Origin of the sequence: Streptomyces sp. NBC_01384 (assembly GCF_045040035.1) — a bacterium.
Lineage (GTDB): Bacteria > Actinomycetota > Actinomycetes > Streptomycetales > Streptomycetaceae > Streptomyces.
Map to the genome: position 1 here is coordinate 842585 of NZ_CP109559.1, position 17025 is coordinate 859609.

At 71.4% G+C, this 17025-nt stretch carries 15 protein-coding genes and 1 pseudogene; 8 read left to right on the forward strand and 8 right to left on the reverse strand.

The genetic code is table 11. The features are described 5' to 3' along the window. Positions 1-166 precede the first annotated feature (166 nt). Positions 167-1513 carry a glycoside hydrolase family 125 protein gene (locus OG747_RS03660; RefSeq protein ID WP_405877719.1) on the forward strand — a complete coding sequence of 449 codons (1347 nt, stop codon included), beginning with the start codon at positions 167-169 and terminating at the stop codon, positions 1511-1513. A gap of 245 nt (positions 1514-1758) precedes the next feature. Here the strand turns inward: OG747_RS03660 and OG747_RS03665 are convergent, their stop codons facing one another. Together OG747_RS03665 and OG747_RS03670 are read right to left on the reverse strand one after the other, a co-directional pair. Continuing rightward, positions 1759-2352 (reverse strand): TetR/AcrR family transcriptional regulator, encoded by a 594-nt coding sequence (locus tag OG747_RS03665; RefSeq protein WP_405885438.1) that lies wholly within the window; start codon positions 2350-2352, stop codon positions 1759-1761. Between the two features lie 88 nt (positions 2353-2440). After that, a complete protein-coding gene (locus OG747_RS03670) occupies positions 2441-3097 on the reverse strand; it encodes an MFS transporter (RefSeq protein WP_405885439.1) in 657 nt (218 codons plus the stop codon). 99 nt (positions 3098-3196) lie between these two features. Between OG747_RS03670 and OG747_RS03675 the strand changes: the two genes are divergently transcribed. Further along, the gene (locus OG747_RS03675; RefSeq protein ID WP_405877721.1) at positions 3197-3475 is read left to right on the forward strand and encodes a hypothetical protein; all 279 of its coding nucleotides are present in this window, start codon (positions 3197-3199) and stop codon (positions 3473-3475) included. Then, the gene (locus tag OG747_RS03680; RefSeq protein ID WP_405877723.1) at positions 3472-4707 is read left to right on the forward strand and encodes an amino acid deaminase/aldolase; all 1236 of its coding nucleotides are present in this window, start codon (positions 3472-3474) and stop codon (positions 4705-4707) included. The genes OG747_RS03675 and OG747_RS03680 overlap by 4 nt, the downstream gene beginning before the upstream one ends. A 10-nt stretch (positions 4708-4717) precedes the next feature. On the opposite strand, the gene OG747_RS03685 is transcribed toward OG747_RS03680, so the two are convergent. Then, positions 4718-5251 (reverse strand): hypothetical protein, encoded by a 534-nt coding sequence (locus OG747_RS03685; protein WP_405877725.1) that lies wholly within the window; start codon positions 5249-5251, stop codon positions 4718-4720. A 34-nt stretch (positions 5252-5285) separates the two neighbouring features. Further along, positions 5286-6269, reverse strand: coding sequence for an Acg family FMN-binding oxidoreductase (locus tag OG747_RS03690; protein ID WP_405877727.1), 984 nt, complete (start codon positions 6267-6269; stop codon positions 5286-5288). A gap of 267 nt (positions 6270-6536) precedes the next feature. Between OG747_RS03690 and OG747_RS03695 the strand changes: the two genes are divergently transcribed. The 3 genes from OG747_RS03695 to OG747_RS03705 all read left to right on the forward strand — a co-directional run bounded on the left by OG747_RS03695 (position 6537) and on the right by OG747_RS03705 (position 8581). Continuing rightward, positions 6537-6902 (forward strand): hypothetical protein, encoded by a 366-nt coding sequence (locus OG747_RS03695; RefSeq protein ID WP_405877729.1) that lies wholly within the window; start codon positions 6537-6539, stop codon positions 6900-6902. A 182-nt stretch (positions 6903-7084) separates the two neighbouring features. After that, positions 7085-7444, forward strand: coding sequence for a hypothetical protein (locus OG747_RS03700; protein WP_405877731.1), 360 nt, complete (start codon positions 7085-7087; stop codon positions 7442-7444). A gap of 240 nt (positions 7445-7684) precedes the next feature. Then, on the forward strand, positions 7685-8581 hold the full coding sequence (locus OG747_RS03705) for a universal stress protein (RefSeq protein ID WP_405877733.1): 897 nt from the start codon (positions 7685-7687) through the stop codon (positions 8579-8581). A 487-nt stretch (positions 8582-9068) separates the two neighbouring features. On the opposite strand, the gene OG747_RS03710 is transcribed toward OG747_RS03705, so the two are convergent. The 4 genes from OG747_RS03710 to adhP form a co-directional block, all read right to left on the reverse strand. Continuing rightward, positions 9069-10061, reverse strand: coding sequence for an Acg family FMN-binding oxidoreductase (locus OG747_RS03710; RefSeq protein WP_405877735.1), 993 nt, complete (start codon positions 10059-10061; stop codon positions 9069-9071). A 405-nt stretch (positions 10062-10466) separates the two neighbouring features. Beyond that, positions 10467-11174 (reverse strand): CBS domain-containing protein, encoded by a 708-nt coding sequence (locus OG747_RS03715; protein ID WP_405877737.1) that lies wholly within the window; start codon positions 11172-11174, stop codon positions 10467-10469. Between the two features lie 314 nt (positions 11175-11488). Further along, positions 11489-14176, reverse strand: a complete 2688-nt coding sequence (gene ppdK / locus OG747_RS03720) for a pyruvate, phosphate dikinase (protein WP_405877739.1) — start codon at positions 14174-14176, stop codon at positions 11489-11491. A 118-nt stretch (positions 14177-14294) separates the two neighbouring features. Continuing rightward, positions 14295-15305, reverse strand: a complete 1011-nt coding sequence (gene adhP / locus OG747_RS03725; protein WP_405877741.1) for an alcohol dehydrogenase AdhP — start codon at positions 15303-15305, stop codon at positions 14295-14297. A gap of 481 nt (positions 15306-15786) precedes the next feature. On the opposite strand from adhP, the gene OG747_RS03730 reads away from it, so the two are divergent. Both OG747_RS03730 and OG747_RS03735 read left to right on the forward strand, forming a co-directional pair. After that, positions 15787-16479, forward strand: coding sequence for a response regulator (locus OG747_RS03730; RefSeq protein ID WP_405877743.1), 693 nt, complete (start codon positions 15787-15789; stop codon positions 16477-16479). Positions 16480-16585: 106 nt separating this feature from the next. After that, positions 16586-17007: pseudogene (locus OG747_RS03735) on the forward strand (type I glyceraldehyde-3-phosphate dehydrogenase); the annotation flags it as partial. Positions 17008-17025: the final 18 nt, after the last annotated feature.

Sequence of the window (17025 nt, forward strand, 5' to 3'; positions counted from 1 at the left end):
CTCCGAGGAGTTGGCGATGACTCAGACCGGGGTGGACCCGACCGTCTGGTGGTCTCCAGCTCCTTCAAGGTAACGTTTCCATTCCCTGTTGATCACACGGTGGCGCACGCCACAGAGGGAGTCAAGAGGCGCGATGGTAACGTTTCCCGGATCAACATCCGGAACAGTGTGGGCGGTTCCGGAGTCGCTGAGGACGCTCGGACGACGGCTGGCCACCGAACTGCGGGGCAGCCCGGCAGCGGACATCGTCGAGAGTTGCCTGACCAACACATGGACCACATCGATGAGTTGGGGCACTCCGCCGTCGGAGGTCTCGGAAGTCTTCGTCAAGACCGGAGACATCCCGGCGATGTGGCTGCGTGACAGCACGGCCCAGGTCCGCCCCTACCTCGCCGTGGCCACGGATCCGGAGGTCGGCGACGTTCTGGCCGGCGTATCGCGCCGTCAGATCCGCTGCGTCCTGCTGGATCCGTACGCCAACGCCTTCAACGACGGACCCACCGGCGCGCACGGCGAGCCCGCCGATCGGCCCACGCCGGGGGAATGGGTGTGGGAGCGCAAGTACGAACTCGACTCCCTCTGCGCGCCGCTGCAGTTGGGGTACGCGATCCGGCGGGCGACCGGTCGCGAGGACCACCTCGACGACGCCTTTCACCGCGCCGCCTGGACGATCGTACGAATGTGGCGGGCGGAGCAGTCCCATGCGCAGTCGCCCTACCGGTTCATCCGGCCGTCCGGCCCCTTCGCCGGTGACAGCCTTCCCCACGACGGCCGCGGAGCCCGGGTCGGGCGGACCGGTATGACGTGGTCGGGCTTCCGTCCGAGCGACGATCCGTGCGCACACGGCTACCTGGTCCCGGCCAACGCGCTGGCGTCGGCGAGCCTGCACGGGCTGGCCGAACTGGCCACGTCGGTCCTCCACGACGCGGAACTCGCCCACGAGTCCTGGAGGCTGGCCGACGAGATCGACGCCGGAATCCTGGCGAACGCGGTGGTCGAGGCCGACGGCGCACCCGTCCTGGCCTACGAGGTCGACGGCCTCGGGGCGGCGCTGTACGGCGACGACGCCAACCTCCCGAGTCTGCTGAGCCTCCCCCTGAGCGGCTGGTGCACACCGCAGGACCCGCTCTATCAGGCCACCCGGCGTCTTGTGCTCTCCGAGGCGAACCCTTCGTTCTTCGGCGGCAAGTACGCGTCCGGTGTCGGCAGTACGCATACGCCGGACGGTCATGTCTGGCCGCTGGCGATCGCCACTGCCGGCCTGACCGGCGACGAGAACGCCGCCGCACAGGCACTGGAAACACTGGCGGCCACGACCGCCGGCACCGGCCTGATGCACGAGAGCTTCCATGTCGACGATCCCGGCCGGTTCACCCGGGACTGGTTCGGCTGGGCCAACGCCATGTTCTGCGAACTCGCCGTCGACCTGTGCGCGGGCAGCGTACGGCACCTGTTTCCCGTGCACCCGCGGACTCTGCCCGCTGCGCCGAGCACGGGCAGCGGGCCTGCCTGACCTGTGTCAGTCGTCGGGGTCGGTCGTCGGCGTCGGCGTCGGCGTCGGCGTCGGCGTCGGCGTCGGCGTCGGCGTCGGCGTCGGCGGTGCCACGCTCCAGGTCGGCGCGACCGTCGGCGGCTCGGATGAAGCGGGTCATGCCGAACTGGGCGTGCGCACGCAAGTGAAGATCACCGCCAAGCCGGGCGCCCGGATCGCGATCACCCTCAGGCGTGGATGCCGTGGGCTGAGCGGCCCCGCCGGGGTCAGGTGCTTCGCGGCCGGGCGTGCAGGAGGAGGTGGTCGGCGAGCAGTTCGAGCGCCGCCTGGCTGTCCTCGCTGTTGCGGTCGACCAGCCAGGTCATGTTGAGGCCGTCGATCACCGACAGCACGTAGCGGGCGAGGACCGGCACGGGCTGGGTCCACTCGATCCCGGCGTTGTCGGCGGCCAGTTCGAGCAGCGAGGCGAAGGCCCGCAGGAAGATCTCGTACTGCTTCCTGGCGACGTTCTCGAAGCCCGGGTTGCGCAGTGCGTACTGGGTGAGCTCGTAACTGATCTGGTGCTCACCGGGGTTGGCCTCGAAGCCCTTCCAGAAGGCGTGCAGGCTGTCGAGGACGCTGTCGCGGATCTCCTTGTGCGGCGCGAACAGACCCCGGACCTCGGCGACGTACCGCTCGGTGAGCGTCTGCGTGACCAGTTCGAGAAGGTGCGCACGGGAGTCGAAACAGTAGTGGAACGCCCCGAGGGTCATGTCGGCCTCGTTGACGATCGCGCGGGTGGTGGCCTTGGCGACGCCGTCGCGCGCCATGACCCGGATCGCCGCCTCCAGGAGCTCGGCCCTCCGGTCGCTCGCCGCCATGCGGGGCACGCGTTCTCCTCTCCTCACCTGTGGGTTCTTCGCTATCGGGCACTTCACGTGCGGGTTCGCCCGTCAGAATAGCCAACCGTCAGCGAACGGCCCGTACGCGCAGGACGGCGAACCCGCTGAGTGCGGCGGTCACGGCGGTGGTCGCGTAGAGGGCGGGGTATCCGCCAAGTCCACTGCCGATCACTCCCGCTGCCGGTGGCACGAACGCCCGCAGGACGAGGGACGCGATGTTCATGAGTCCCAGGTCCTTGGCGCGGGACGCGGCATCGGGGAGTACGGCGGTGACCAGCGCCTGGTCGACCGACATGTAGGTGCCGGACCCGGCGCCGAACGCGGCCGCTGCGAACGTGACAACCTCCAGGGTCGGCACGGAGGCCAGGGCGAGCGCGGCGCCGGCTTGGAGGATCACGGCGACGCACACGAAGACCCGGCGCCGGCCCATCCGGTCCGAGAGAACTCCCCCGATCACACTCGTGACCAGCATCCCCAGGACGTAGATCAGCGTCAGCGGCAGGAGCGCGCCGACCGGGTCGGCGGCGTGGACCTGGTCAGTGAGGAAGTAGAGCAGGTAGCAGACGCCGAGCGTATTGGCGAGGTTGACCAGCAGCCGGCTGGTGAGGGTCCAGCGGAAGCCGGGGCCTCGCCGGGCCACCCCGACCCGCCGGAGCGGCGGCGGGGCGGCCGGCCGGGCGGCAGCCGGCGCGGCGGGCGTCCGCCCCAGAATGCGGATCCGCAGAGAAGTAAGTCAAGTGTCCAAGACGCTTGACTTACTTCTGAACGCTGGGCGACCGTAGCGGGAACCAACGCCTGGCACGAGCACCCTCAGGAGGCAGGAGTGCGACCAAAGGCCACTGTTGTTCTGGACGGATTCGGCGTTCTGGAGTCACTGCGCTGGCACGACGACGCGCTGTGGTTCTGCGATCTCGCCCACGGGACGGTGCACCGCTGGGACACCGCCGGGCAGCCCGAGACCGTTGTGGAGGTTCCCGGCCGGGCCGGCGGCCTCGGCTTCCTGCACTTCGCGATTCCCCGGGTGGCGGCCATGGCAAAGCGCCGCAGCCCGAGTGGCGCCCCCGCACGGGCCGCGGTCCGCAAGGAAGGGGGCAGCCGATGACCACCGCCGACGCCTCGATCGCCAAGGCGACGTCCACGCCCGCGGTCCAGGGGCAGTTCGACCGGCTGCGGGCCGCCACCGCCGGCCTGGAACCGCCGTTCGGCGTCATCGACCTGGACGCCTTCGACGCCAACGCCCTGGACCTCGAACGCCGCGCGGGTGGCAAACCCATCCGGCTGGCGAGCAAGTCGCTCCGCTCCCGCGCGCTCATCCGCCGCGCTCTCGCCCGCCCGGGATTCCGGGGCATCCTCGGCTTCACCCTGCCCGAAGCGCTGTGGCTGGCCGAGGAGTTCGACGACATCGTGGTCGGCTACCCCACCACCGACGCCACCGCGCTGCGTCGGCTGGCCGCCGACGAACGGCTCGCCTCCCGCATCACCCTGATGGTGGACTCCGTCGAGCACCTCGACCTCATCGACGCCGCGACCGGCCCCCGCAAAACCCGCGTCCGCGTCTGCCTGGAGCTGGACGCGGCCCTGCGTTTGGCCCGCGGCCGCATCCACCTCGGACCGCGCAGGTCCCCGGTGCACACGCCGCGGGAGGCCGCCGACTTCGCACGCGAGGTCGCCTCCCGCCCCGGCTTCGAACTCACCGGCATCATGGGCTACGAGGGCCAGATCGCGGGCCTCGGCGACAACCAGCCCGGCTCACGGATCAAGCGGGCCGTCGTGCGGGCGATGCAGCGCTCCTCCGCCGAGGAGCTGTACCGCAGGCGAGCCGCCGCGGTCGACGCCGTGCGGGCCGTGACACCACTGCGGTTCGTCAACGGCGGCGGAACCGGCAGTCTGGAGCTCACCACACGCGAGGACGCCGTCACCGAACTCGCCGCGGGCTCCGGCCTGTACGGTCCCGGACTGTTCGACTTCTACCGGACCTTCCGGCCCGTCCCGGCGGCGTTCTTCGTCCTGCCCGTCGTGCGCCGCCCCTCCGCGCAGATCGCGACACTCCTCGGCGGCGGCTGGGTGGCGTCCGGCCCGCTCGGCAAGGACCGGCTGCCCACCCTGGCATGGCCCCCGGGGCTGCGCGTCACCGCCACCGAGGCCTTCGGGGAGGTACAGACGCCCCTGGTCGGCAAGCCCGCACAGGTCCTGCGCATCGGCGACCAGGTGTGGCTGCGGCACGCCAAGGCGGGGGAACTGTGCGAACGGGTCGGCGAACTGCACCTGGTCCGGGGCGGCGAGGTCGTCGAGAGTGTCCCCACGTACCGTGGCGAGGGGCATCACTTCCTGTGATCACGAATGGTTACGAGTGAAGGGACACCCCGGACACCACGGCAGGCATCACCGGCCGAACGGTTCTGACCGTCGGAGCGGCGGAGTCCCCGGGTCCTCGCGGTGTGCCGGCGCCGTCCGGGCCGTAGCCGAATCGGATCAGCACGTGCGGATGGCACCGGTTGTGTCGCGGGAGGGCCGTCGCAGCGCGCAGGTCGGGCCATTCCATGGCCTGGTGCAGGAGTGAGGTACGCAGCCCGTGGGCGGTCGCCGTGAGGAGCACGTACTGCAGGGCCTGGCCGGCCCGCAGCCAGTCCTCCCTCCGGTCGTGGGGAGTCCACAGCAGGGCCAGCTGAACGTGGCGTTCGAACCGCAGGGCGGGCAGTCGAAGGGCGGGCAGCGCGCCGGTGAAGTCCCGCATCGGCAACCGTCCGCCGACGGCGGGCGGACCGAGGGCGGTGACGGGAATGCCGTAGGGAGTGTCCGCTCCTGGAGCGGTGATCCACGTGCGGGTTTCAGCGGTGCGGTCCGGTCGGCCGGGCGCCCGCCGCCGAGGCACGGTCATGCGGTGGGAGCGCACTCACACCGGAGGCCGCCGGTCAGGGAGCGGGATGCGGCGCTGCGTGCGCGGACGCACGCGGCGTGCGGCCGCCCTCGGGGCCGTAGCCGAACCGGATCAGCAGCTGCGGGCAGCACCGCATCCTCGATCCGCCCGTCGCCGCCCGCAGATCTGTCCACTCCATCGCCTGGTGCAGCATCGAGGTGCGCACCCCGTACGCGGTCGCGGTGAGCAGCACATGCTGCAGGGCCTGGCCCGCCCGCAGCCAGTCCTCCCGCCGGTCCCACGCCGTCCACAAGAGCGCCACCTGGGCGTGACGTTCGAAGCGCAGGGCAGGCAGGTGCGGGACGGGCAGCCGGCCGGTGAAGTCCCGCATCGGCACCCGCCCGGACACATCCCTGGCGCCCAGTGCGGTCACGGGAATGCCGTAGGGGGTGTCTTTGCCCGGGGCGGTAAGCCAGGTACGCGCCTCGGCGGCACGGGCCGGATGGGATGCGTTGCGGGCCTCCGCCGCCTGGGTCAACCGCAGGAGACGCCGGGTCCCCATGATGTCGGGAACATCCAGTTGCGCGCCCTCGGACCGTGCGGAGGTGATCATCGCCGTCACGATCGGCTCCGGTACCGGTCGGCCGGTGAAGGGCATCCGGCTGGTGTGACGCCGCTCGACCGCCTCGTACAGGCCGGCCAGGGACATGGGCCCGTCCTCGGTGGGCCCGGCCAGTTGCACGCGGGCGAGCAGGTCGGGATCGTCCGCGGCGGGCAGCAGCCGGACGATCGGCTGCCAGCCCAGGTGTGCCGCGGCCACCCGGAGGTTGAAGACGGCCGCACCCACGGACAGGTGCTGGGCGCGCAGGTCAGGATCGGTTATCGGCAGCCGCCGCGTGAGGTCGGCGCGGACCTCGACCGACCGGGTGTCCGGGTCCAGGCCGAACCGCCAGGGCTGGGTGTTGTGGATCGACGGCGCCGCCACCGCCGCGGCCAGCAGCGACCGAACGGCTGTGGCGTCGAGTTCCCGGGTCTGCATGGCGGCTCTCCTCTGCAACGCTCTCCCCGTACCACCCATCCTGCGTCACGGTCCTCGCTCGGGAGAGGGTTCACCGGCCCCTTCCGGCGCGCCGAACGGCCTCAAAACCTGAGCCGGACGACGGGGTGAGGCCCTGGTAGGGCTCTGACCCGCGTGATGCCATGCCCTGGCTCAGAAGCTGTGTCTGAGGCCTGCATGACAAGGCGGAGCCGCCTCGGATGAGCCATCTATGCTGACCCACAGCAGGACAGGGGGAAGGGGTAGTTGGTGGACTGGTCCTGGTGGGTTCTCATCATTTTCTGGACGGGTGGCTTCGCGTGGGCAGCCGACAACGCCCGCACCGCGCTGCGCAATCGGCATGAGCGGAAGTTGCAGTTGTTGGAGGCAGCGAAGCAGGAGCGTTTGGCCATCGAAGCGGCGCACAAGCCGCCGGAGCCGGTGTGCGGATGCACGCACCATCTCGCCAAGCACGACAAGCAGGGCCGGTGCCACGAACGCGTCGAGGTGCCAACGGCCTGGGACGAGAACAAGAAGCCGCTGCGTTACGAGGCCGGCCAGTGCAACTGCCAGCAATACGTGGGACCCCAGCCTCTGTCGCAGGTGTTCGCGGAGGACCTGACGGACCTCGCCTGACTGACGTCTCGACTGTCCTGTTGGGGATTTGTCGGCTCGCCGGGCGTCACCACGCACGCGGCCGGACGGGCGTTTGCGACCTTATGGGAGCTTGGTCCAGAAGCCCCGTCACTGCCTTGTCCACCCGCCCGACCGGCGCGTGCCGCCCTCGGAACGGACACGCAAGGACGGACATGATTAGCATGACGCACGACGGCACGCAGATCACGGGCGGAGTCGACACGCACGGCCTGGCTCACCACGCCGCGGTGATCGACATGGACGGCCGGCACCTGGCCGACCTGGAGTTCCCGGCGACCATCCACGGCTACCGGGATCTGCTGGACTGGATGCGCTCGCACGGCACGTTGGTCGCGGTTGGAGCGCAGTGCACCGAAGAGGCCGTTCCACCGCTCGTCGGGGATCTCGCGCGGCCTGGCCTTGGGGATCTTGGGGTTGTAGCGAATCCGGCCTTCGGGCTGGAAGGAGTCCAGTGGGTTGTGGTGAGCGTGCGGGCGGCTGCCCCTGCGGTCGAGCGGGACCGGGTTGACCAGCGGGGGTGAGCACCGCCAGGACCCACCCAGCCAGAGCCCGAAGGCCGCCTGCGGCCATGGCTGGACCGTGAGGCCAGGACCGCCGCCCCGAAAGGTCCGGCACGCCTCGTCCGGCCCGACCTACCCGATCATCAGGGCCATAGGCCACCACAGCCGCGGGCCACTCGGCCCTGCTGCCCCACCCGCCCCGATGACACCGTGTCAACGGGCCGCTTGAGGCCCCCCGTTCTCCCCAAGGAGGTCCTCGTCATGCCCCGTACCGTGACCGTCGGTCTGGACGGCTCGCCCGGAAGCCTCGCCGCGGCGCAGTGGGCCGCGCGTGAAGCGGAACGGCGGGGCCGCGCCCTGCACCTGGTGCACGCCTGGGACTGGCAGCCGCAGGCCCAGCCGGTGCCCGAGATCGCCGCGCACCGGCACTGGGGCGGCCGCGTTCTGCGTGAGGCGACCGAGCGGCTGCACGCCCGCCACCCGGATCTGGAGATCACCTCGGAGCAGGTGCAGCGGCCACCCGTGACGGCGCTGCTGGCGGCGTCCGACAACGCCGACCCACTGGTCATCGGTTCCCGGGGGCTGAGCGGTCTCGCCGGCTTCCTCGTCGGTTCCGTCGGGCTCGCTCTCGCGGCGCAGACCAGTCGGCCCATCGTCCTCGTACGCTCGGAGACGCGCGCCGAGGACGAGCACCAGCCGGACGCGGACGGCCGGCCGTCGACCGCCACCCCTTACCGAGACGTCGTCCTGGGACTGGACCACGAACACCCCGACGACACGGTCATCGCCTTCGCGTTCGAGGCCGCGGCCCGTCGCGCGGCCAGGCTGCGCGTCGTGCACGGCTGGAGCCTGCCGCCCTATTTCGCCTACGGCCTGCCCGCGGACCCCGAATTGAACGACGAACTGGCCCGCCAAGAGGCGAGCGCCGTCAAGGCGGCGCTGGCACCGTGGCGCGAGAAGTTCCCCGGTGTGGAGGTCGTCGAGCAGCCCGCGATCGGGAACGCCGGAAGCCACCTGGTGGACGCCGCGGCCGACGCGTCCCTGGTCGTCGTCGGCCGACGCATCCGGCGCGCGCCACTCGGTGCCCGCATCGGTCCCGTCACCCATACCGTGCTGCACCACGCCGCGGCGCCGGTCACGGTGGTCCCGCACGAGTGAGCGAGTGGTGCGGGGAGGTGAGCGCCCAGGGCCCACGCTGGTCCTGGGCGCTCACCTCACCTCACCTCACCTCACCTCTCGGTCCCCTCAGATCCCGAGGTGCTGCGCGCCGACCGACAGCGGAAGGGGACGATCGGCCCTTCCAAGGTCCCAAGTCGGCCCTGGACCAGACAGCTGTCCGGACGCAGGCTGACGGACAACGCAGGTGGCTGCCCCCGACGAAGTCCGCCGATCGAGCGCACCCGCTCGACTTCGAAGACCCCGTTTCGGGGAGATCGCGCCTTCGCGCCCGCGGTTCCCTGCCGAACCGCGGAACCTCGCGGGCCGTTCCGCAGAACACGGGCCTGCCTGCGGAGTTCCGCCGCTGAAGAAGATCACACCGGCTGAACGGCGCGCGGCGCGCGGCACGCGGCATGCATGAGGGGCGTCCACCTCGCCGACGGGCGGAGAGCCAGGTTTCCCTGCGTACCCGGTCCGGGCCCCTCGGTCACACCATGTCGAGGACGTCAGCCACCGGGCGGCGAGGGGTGGCCGGGCCCCGCGGGCCGTAGCCGAGACGCAGCACCATCTGCACCTGGCCCGTACCCGAACCGGGGTCGCGGGCGAGCAGGCGCAGCGCGCGGTCCTCCAGCGCGTGGGAGGTCAAGGAGGTGACCAGGTCGGCCAGGGTGGCCTCCAGCAGGACCCGTTCCAGTGCCTGCCCGGCGCGCAGCCAGTCGGCGGGGCCGTCGCCGCGGGTGCTCAGCAGAGCCAGGTGCGGAGTGTGCTCGAAGGCGGTGGTGCCGCGGTCCGCGACGGGCCGGCGCCCGGCGAAGTCCCGCACGGGCGCCTTGCCGTCCCATTTGCGCGGCCCGAACGCGTACTCGGGGACGCCGTCGATGGCGGTGTCCGCCTCCGGTCCGAGCCGGGTCCAGCGGACCAGGTCCTCGCCGGCGTCCGGGTCCAGGGTGTCGCGGCTCTCCGCGTCGCGGATCAGGTCGAGCACGGTCTCGACGTGCCAGGGTCCGGGGAAGAGCAGCTCGGCTCCCTCCCGCTCGGCAGCGTCCTGCAAGGTGGACCGCATGTCCTCGGGGACGTCCTTCTCGGCGAAGGGATAGCGGCTGGTGTGCCGCTCCCGGATGGCCGGGTGCAGTCGCGCCAGGTCGTCGTCCCGCGCGCGCCCGGCCTCGTCGGGCAGATGGACGCCGGCGAGCAGCAGCGGGTCCTGCGGCTCGGGCAGCAGCCGGATCTGCGGGACGAGGTCCGCGTGCGCGGCGGCGACGCGCAGGTTGAGCAGGGCCGCCCCGCAGCCGATGTGCAGTGCCCGGTTGTCGGGATCGGAGCGGGGCATGGCCCGCTCCAGGTCGGCGTACAGCAGCAGGAGACGTTCACCGGTCAGGAAGCGGAAGCGCCACGGCTGCGCGTTGTGCATGGACGGGGCCGCAGTGGCCTCGGCCACCAGCCTGGCCACCGTCTTCTCGTCGAGCTGTCGCCATGCCATGCCATCCTCCTCACGAGCGCCCGCCGGAAAGTGGCCTCCAGCACGATGTACCCCCGCTGAGCGGACGGGCGGACACCGCCCACCACTGCGGTGGTCTGCCCGTACCCGGCAGGCTGATCCCAGTGTCCGCCCGACGGGGCCTGGCGGTCCTGCGGAATCCTGAACACGGCCACTGCGCCCGGGTGACCTCACCCCGGCACAACACGCCGTGCACGGCCCCCCTCGTCCCCATCCGGGTCCGACCGCCCCTCCTCCGCCCACACCCTCGGAGCGATCATTGAGTCAGGCGCGGGCCCCGGGATCGGTATCCCCCGAGGGGTCCGCCCGTCCCCACGATGCTGTTGGCCCCCTTGAGAGCCTGACCGGCCCTGAAGTCGGCAGATCGTGCGGCCCGTCGGCTGCCGGCTACTCGTGCTCGTCGCTGCGGGAGGGGCCCCTCCCGAGCACGCGGGTGTCATCGATGCGGAAGGTCAGGGTGTTGACGACGCCGACCACTCCGTCCAGCCGGTACACCAGCCGGAGCAAGAACGGGATGTCGCTGCGGCGCTCCAGGCACCCTCCCAGGGTGACCATGCCGTCCGTGACGGAGGCGGTCACGGCGTGGGCAGGCAGGCACATGGCACGGTTCAGCACGTCTTCGAGGACCTCCCGGCGGATCTCCTCGTCCGTGCGCAGGAAGACGCGCAGCAGGTCACGCCGGGTGGCGATGCCGATCAGCCGGTCCTCCTCGTCCACGACCGGGAGACGTTCGACGCCGTGTCGCTCCATCACGCGCGCGGCGTCCGCGATCGGCTGTTCCGGATGTACGGTGATCGCCGGCGTCGACATCAGGCCCTCCGCCGTGGTGGCGCGGGCGACGGCGGCCGCGCGGCGGGCCGAGCGGCCCAGTGCGGGCATCCGGAACCGTGGTGCCCGGCCGTCTGTGGACCCGGCTGCCTGGCGGCGGATCAGATCGGTCTCGGAGATCACCCCCAGGACCTTGTCGTCCTGGTCGACCACGGGCAGCCCGCTGATCCGGTGCTGGTCCAGCAGCCGCGCCACGTCCTTGAACGACGTCTCCCGGCGGGCCTCGACGACCTCACGAGTCATCACCTCGCCCACGATACGGGTCATCACACTCACTCCCTTCCCTGCGCTGTGCCTGCTCGCCCGACTGCTGGTCCTGTGGGGGCGCGGCGGCCGACACAGAGCATCCGGGGCCGGACCACGAGTTCCAACGGGCACATCGGCTGTTGCCGTCCCCTCGGGTCGTCCCCTGGAGTCGTCCCCTGGAGTCGGTCTGCGATACCTCTTCAGGCTCCCTCCCGCATGTCTGCCGGAGCAGGGGCCGAGCGTCCCGCGACCGAGGACAAACCGCCCACCGCCCGGTGGGCCGGTCGCCGGGACCCCGGGGTACATGGTCCCGGCACCGCGCCGGGCGGCCCCCGTCACCTGGTGTCGCTCGTCTCCGCCGCGGGGAGTGCGGCGCGTCCGGCCTCCAGTCGGGCCACCGGGACACGGAACGGCGAGCAGGACACGTAGTCCAGCCCCGCGCCGTGGAAGAAGTGGACCGACTCGGGGTCACCGCCGTGCTCGCCGCAGACACCGATCTTCAGGTCGGGGCGCGTCGCGCGACCCTCGGCGACCGCGATCCTGACCAGCCGGCCCACGCCGTCGCGGTCGATCGTCTCGAAGGGCGAGGTGGTGAAGACGCCCTTGTCGAGGTAGGCGGAGAAGAACGCCGCCTCGACGTCGTCGCGGGAGAAACCCCAGGCGGTCTGGGTCAGGTCGTTGGTGCCGAAGGAGAAGAACTCCGCCTCCTCCGCGATCCGGCCCGCGGTGAGCGCGGCCCGTGGCAGCTCGATCATGGTGCCGACCGGGCAGTGCAGTGGCACGCCGGTTTCCTGCGAGACCTCGGCCAGTACCCGCTCGACTTCCTCGCGCTCGATGCGCAGCTCCTCGACGGCGCCGACCAGCGGCACCATGATCTCCGCCTCGGGGGAGCCCCCGGCCCGGGTGCGGGCCACGACCGCTTCGGCGATCGCCCGCACCTGCATGGCGACCAGTCCGGGTACCACCAGGCCGAGCCGTACGCCGCGCAGCCCGAGCATCGGGTTCTCCTCGTGCATGCGATTCACCGCTTCGAGCAGCTCGGTGTCGTGTGGGTCCGGCTGCTCGCCGCGGGCCTCGGCGGCGGCGATGCGGACGGCGAGGTCCGTGCGGTCGGGCAGGAACTCGTGCAGCGGCGGGTCCAGCAGCCGGATGGTGACCGGCAGGCCGTCCATGGCCTCAAGAATGCCTTCGAAGTCCTGCCGCTGAAGGGGCAGCAGGGCCGCGAGCGCCCGGTCTCGGTCGTCGTCCGTGCCGGCCAAAATCATCTTTTCGACCAGCTTGCGGCGCTCCCCGAGGAACATGTGCTCGGTACGGCACAGGCCGATGCCCTGCGCGCCGAAGCGGCGGGCACGCGCCGCGTCCTCGGGGGTGTCGGCGTTGGCCCGCACCTCCAACCGTCGTACGGCATCGGCTCGTTCCAGGGCGCGGGCGACCGCGTCGACCACGCTGTCCGACCGCTCGCCGGTCTCCAGGTACCGTATGACCGCGGAGTCGACCAGCGCGGCCGCACCCGCGTACACGGCGCCCGCGGAGCCGTCCACGGAGATGACCGTGCCCTCCTCGACGACGGTGCCGTCCCGGGTGGTGAAGCGCCGTGCCTCGGTGTCCACGGTGAGTTCCTCCGCGCCGCAGACGCAGACCTTGCCCATGCCGCGCGCGACCACGGCCGCGTGGCTGGTCTTGCCGCCACGACTGGTGAGCACGGCCTGCGCGGCGACCATCCCGGGCAGGTCGTCGGGGGTCGTCTCCTGGCGTACCAGGATCACCTTCTCGCCGGCCGCGGCACGCCTCACCGCCTCGGCGCAGTCGAACACCGCGGCGCCCACGGCCGCACCGGGCGAGGCCGGAATGCCGTGCGCGAGCGCGTCGCCGACGGCCGAGGCGTCGAACCGGGGGAACATCAGGTGGGCGAGGCCGTCGCCGCTGACTCGCGCCAGGGCCTCGGCGGGAGTGATCAGGTCCTCGTCCGCGAGTTCGGCGGCGATGGCGAAAGCGGCCTCGGCGGTGCGCTTGCCCACCCGGGTCTGCAGCATCCACAGCCGGCCGTGCTCGATGGTGAACTCGATGTCGCACAGGTCCCGGTAGTGGCGTTCCAGGGTCTGCATGTGGTCGCGCAGCTGCCGGTACGAGCGTGCGTCCAACCGCTCCAGCTCGGTCAGCGGCACGGTGTTGCGGATGCCGGCGACGACGTCCTCGCCCTGCGCGTTGGGCAGGTAGTCGCCGTACAGGCCCACGTGGCCGGTGGCCGGGTCGCGGGTGAAGGCGACGCCGCTGCCGGAGTCGGGGCCGAGGTTGCCGAAGACCATGGTCTGCACGTTGACCGCGGTGCCCAGATCGTCGGGGATGTGCTCGCGGCGGCGGTAGAGCCGGGCGCGCTCGCCGTTCCACGACTGGAAGACGGCGAGGACCGCCCGGCGCAGCTGCTCGGCCGGGGACTGCGGGAAGTACTCGCCGGTCTGCTCGCGAATCAGCTCCTTGTACGCCTCGACGAGTCCGGCCAGATCGGCCGCGTCCAGCCCCAGGTCGTCCACCGCGCCGCGGGCCCGTTTGAAGTCGGCCATGACGTTCTCGAACAGTGAGCCGTCAACTCCCATGACGGTGCTGCCGAACATCTGCACAAGGCGGCGGTAGGAGTCCCGGGCGAAGCGCTCGTTCCCGGAGGACTTCGCCAGGCCGAGGACGGAGTCGTCGTTGAGGCCGATGTCGAGGATCGTCTCCATCATGCCGGGCATGGAGAAGCGGGCCCCGGAGCGGACGGACAGCAGCAGCGGGTCGTCCGGCTGCCCCAGCCGCCGCCCGGCGGCCTGCTCCAGGGCGGTCAGGTGATCGGAGATCTCGTGGGCGAGGCCGTCCGGCTCGGAGCCGGTGGTGAGGAAGGCGCGGCAGGCTTGTGTGGTGACGGTGAAGCCGGGCGGCACCGGCAGGCCCATGCGGGTCATCTCGGCCAGGTTGGCGCCCTTGCCGCCGAGCAGTTCGGCCATGTCGCGGCCGCCCTCGGTGAACGCGTACACGTAACGGACCATGGCGATGCTCTTCCTTCCGGCTTGCGGTGGGTGAGGGAGCTGCCGCGGCCGGGCCTGCGGCCGGGCGCTGAACCCGGTCGGCGCCCGGCCGACGGCGGTGGGGGCGGGTGGGGGCGGATCACATCTCGAAGACGATGCGTGCCTTGATCCGCCCGTCCAGGACTTCGGCGATGGACTCGTTGACGGTCTCCAGGGGCCGGGTCTCGTAGATGACCTTGGTGCGTCCGGCGGCGTGGAGCTGGAAGACCTCGGCGAGATCCTGGCGGGTGCCGACGATCGAGCCGATGACGGAGGTGCCGTTGAGCACCGTGTCGAAGATCGGCACCTGGATGGTTCCGCCGGCGGGCAGGGCGACCATGACCAGCTTGCCGCCGCGCCGCAGCCCTCCGTAGACGGAGGCGAACGCCTGCTCGTTGACGGCCAGCGCGATCGCCGCGTGGGCGCCGCCGTGCTGCTTGAGCACCTCGGCCGGGTCCTCCTTACGGGCGTCGATGAGGATGTCGGCGCCGAGTTCCCTGGCGAGTTCGAGCTTGTCGTCGGTGACGTCGATCGCGGCGACGGTGGCTCCGGCGATCTTCGCGTACTGCACGGCGAGGTGGCCGAGTCCGCCGACACCGGAGATCGCCACCAGCTGGGCCGGAGCCACGCCCGCGACCTTCAGCGCCTTGTACGTGGTGACGCCGGCGCAGGTCAGCGGGGCGGCGTCGCGTGGGTCGATGCCGTCGGGCACCGGGGCGGCGAAGTCGGCCGCGGCGAGCATCTTCTCGGCGTATCCGCCGTCGCACCCGTACCCGGTGTTGACCTGCTGCTCGCACAGCGTCTCCCAGCCCGACAGGCAGTGCTCGCACCGCCCGCAGGCCCAGCCCAGCCAGGGCACGGCGACCCGCCGGCCGACCTCCAGGTGGGTCACCCCGTCCCCGAGCGCCTCGACGATGCCGACGCCCTCGTGCCCGGGGACGAACGGCGGGGTGGGCTTGACCGGCCAGTCGCCGTGCGCGGCGTGGATGTCGGTGTGGCACAGCCCGGACGCCTCCACACGGATGCGGACCTGTCCAGGGCCGGGCTCCGGGTCCGGGCGCTCCTCGATCACCAGCGGCTCGCCGAAGGACCGGACGACTGCTGCCTTCATGGAATGCTCCTCAAGCTCTGTCGGTGCGGTGCGATTCCAGCGTCGACGGCGTCCCGGCGTGGCAGCAGGTGCTGGACGTCCTCATGGGTGGGGCCGATCGGCCCCGAGCCGCTCGGAAACGGGCCCCTTGGGCCGGGCGAAACGCGCTGCCGTGGGACGCGTCATGCGGATCCGCCGCCATTGAGCACGGCCGTGCCGCGGGTGACCGGGATCTGGAGATGATGCTCGCGCCGTGGTTTGGGGGTGGCGACCAGATCTTTGTCCGGCAGCGGCCGGCTCCGGGGAGGCGATCCGATCGGGTACCCCGTCGGAAGACGGGGTGCTGGGGTCAGTAGGGCCGATCGGCCCTGGCCCTTTGGCCCGGGATCGCGCAAGATCTGCGATAGGCAAGGACCGGTTACGCCCAGTGGGTCATCTCCGGTGCAGGATTCAGACAGCACAAAAACGCAAAAACGTTAAAAACGTAAACAAGGAGCATTCAATGGCGGACGGCGAGCAGCCCGGGCCCGACAACCCGATCCGGGTCTTCCTGCTGGACGACCACGAGGTGGTACGGCGCGGGGTGCACGACCTGCTGAACGACGAGCCGGACATCACCGTCGTGGGCGAGGCCGCCAATGTCGAGCAGGCGCTGGTGCGCGTGCCCGCGCTTCGCCCGCAGGTGGCGGTGCTCGACGTGCGTCTGCCCGACGGCGATGGCGTGACCGTGTGCCGGGAACTGCGCTCGCGGATGCCGGAGCTGGCGTGTCTGATGCTGACCTCGTTCGACGACGAGGAAGCCCTGCTGGACTCGATCATGGCGGGGGCGTCCGGATACGTGCTGAAGCAGATCCAGGGCTCGGATCTTGTCTCGGCCGTCCGCACGGTCGCCGCCGGCCAGTCCCTGCTCGACCCGAGCGCCACCGCCAAGGTGATGGCTCGCCTGCGCCAGGGCCAGGAGCCGGAGCCGGCGCCGGACGCCCTGCCGGGCCTGACCGAGCGGGAGCGGGAGATCCTGGCCCTGATCGGCGAGGGACTGACCAATCGCCAGATCGGCCAGCGGCTCTACCTGGCGGAGAAGACGGTGAAGAACCACATCTCCCGTCTGCTGGCCAAGCTCGGGGTGGAGCGGCGCATCCAGGCCGCGGTCATCGCCACGCAGGCCCAGGACCGGCTGAAGCAAGAAGGGCACTGAAACCGCGCGGCGAGCCGCCGGCCCGAACGTCCCCCGGCTCGCCCCCGTCCGGCCCAAGCCCGATCCCGTCCCCTGCCTGCCTGCCTGCAGGCAGGCAGAAGCGGCCTGGGGCGACCTCGGCATGGACGTGGTCATCGCGTCGACCGGTCGCTTCCGTACCCGTGAGCGGGTCGGCCTGTACCTGAAGGCGGGCGCCCGCAAGGTGCTGCTCTCCGTGCCGGGCAAGGGAGTTGACGGCGCCGTCGTCATGGGCGTCAACGAGGGCGTGTACGACCCGGAACGGGACCACGTCGTCTCCAACGCCTCGTGCATCACCGACCGCGTGGCCCCATGGTGAAGGTGCTCGACGAGCGCTTCGGCCTCGTCAAGGGCCTGATGACCACCATCCACGGCTGCGGCAACGACCAGGTGGTCCTGGACGGCCCGCACAAAGACCTCCGCCGTGGCCGCAGCGCCGCCGTCAACATCATCCCCACCAGCACAGGCGCCGCCCGCGCCGTCGGCCTGGTCCTGCCGGAGCCGACCGGACGGCGGGGGCGTCCATCC